Origin of the sequence: Limnohabitans planktonicus II-D5 (assembly GCF_001270065.2) — a bacterium.
In the GTDB taxonomy this organism is placed as follows: Bacteria; Pseudomonadota; Gammaproteobacteria; order Burkholderiales; family Burkholderiaceae_C; genus Limnohabitans_A; species Limnohabitans_A planktonicus.
This window is the reverse complement of the sequence record NZ_LFYT02000130.1, coordinates 1-703: the sequence shown is the minus strand read 5'-3', so window position 1 is coordinate 703 and position 703 is coordinate 1. Positions and strand designations below refer to the sequence as shown.

Below are 703 nucleotides of genomic sequence, written 5' to 3'. Positions count from 1 at the left end.
CGGCTTGCTCACCTTGCGCGGCACACGCTCCAGGCGGCGATGGCCCATCTGCTGGGCGCAATGGAGCAGTCGGTACATCGTCGATTCACTGCACACGTACTTGCCCTGGTCGGCCAAGCGAGGCACGATTTGGCTGGGTGGCAAATCTTTGAACTCCTCGCTGTTAAGCACGCTCATCGCGGCCTCTCGCTCAGCTTGACTGAGCTGGTTTGGCGGCACGCTGTGCGCACGTAGCGTGCTGACACGCCGGTCTCCTTCGTGCCCACAAGGGTGTACCCAGCGCTGCAAGGTGCGAACGCTCATGCCAATTTGGGCGCAGGCCTGTTGAGCGCGGGCACCATCAGCGATAGCCCGCTCGATCAATGGCAAAAGGATTTGGCGCTGTAGGGTGGAGTTCATCATGCCTCGTCCGCCCACAGCGCCTGGAATTTTTTTTGCAATATCAGCAGTGCTGCAGCCTCCGCTAAAGCTTTGTCCTTGCGACGCAATTGCCGCTCCAGCTGATCGTGTTTGCCCTGCAGCTCTCGCATGGCACCCAGATTTTGCTTGGCGCTGGGCTCGCTCATTGCACAAAAGGCATCACGCCAAGTCTGCAGCTGGTGTGCGTACAGCCCCTTGTGGCGGCACCAAGCATGCAGATCATCACCCACGAGCAGATGGCTTTCGTTAAGCGCTTGAAGGCGTTCGCGGGGGGCCCAAGCTT

2 pseudogenes are annotated in these 703 nt (G+C 59.9%); both read right to left on the bottom strand.

Annotation, left to right across the window (positions count from 1 at the left end):
* Positions 1 to 402: pseudogene (locus tag H663_RS41105) on the bottom strand (helix-turn-helix domain-containing protein); the annotation flags it as partial.
* Positions 399 to 703, bottom strand: a pseudogene (locus H663_RS42115) (transposase); the annotation flags it as partial. The pseudogenes H663_RS42115 and H663_RS41105, both read right to left, overlap by 4 nt.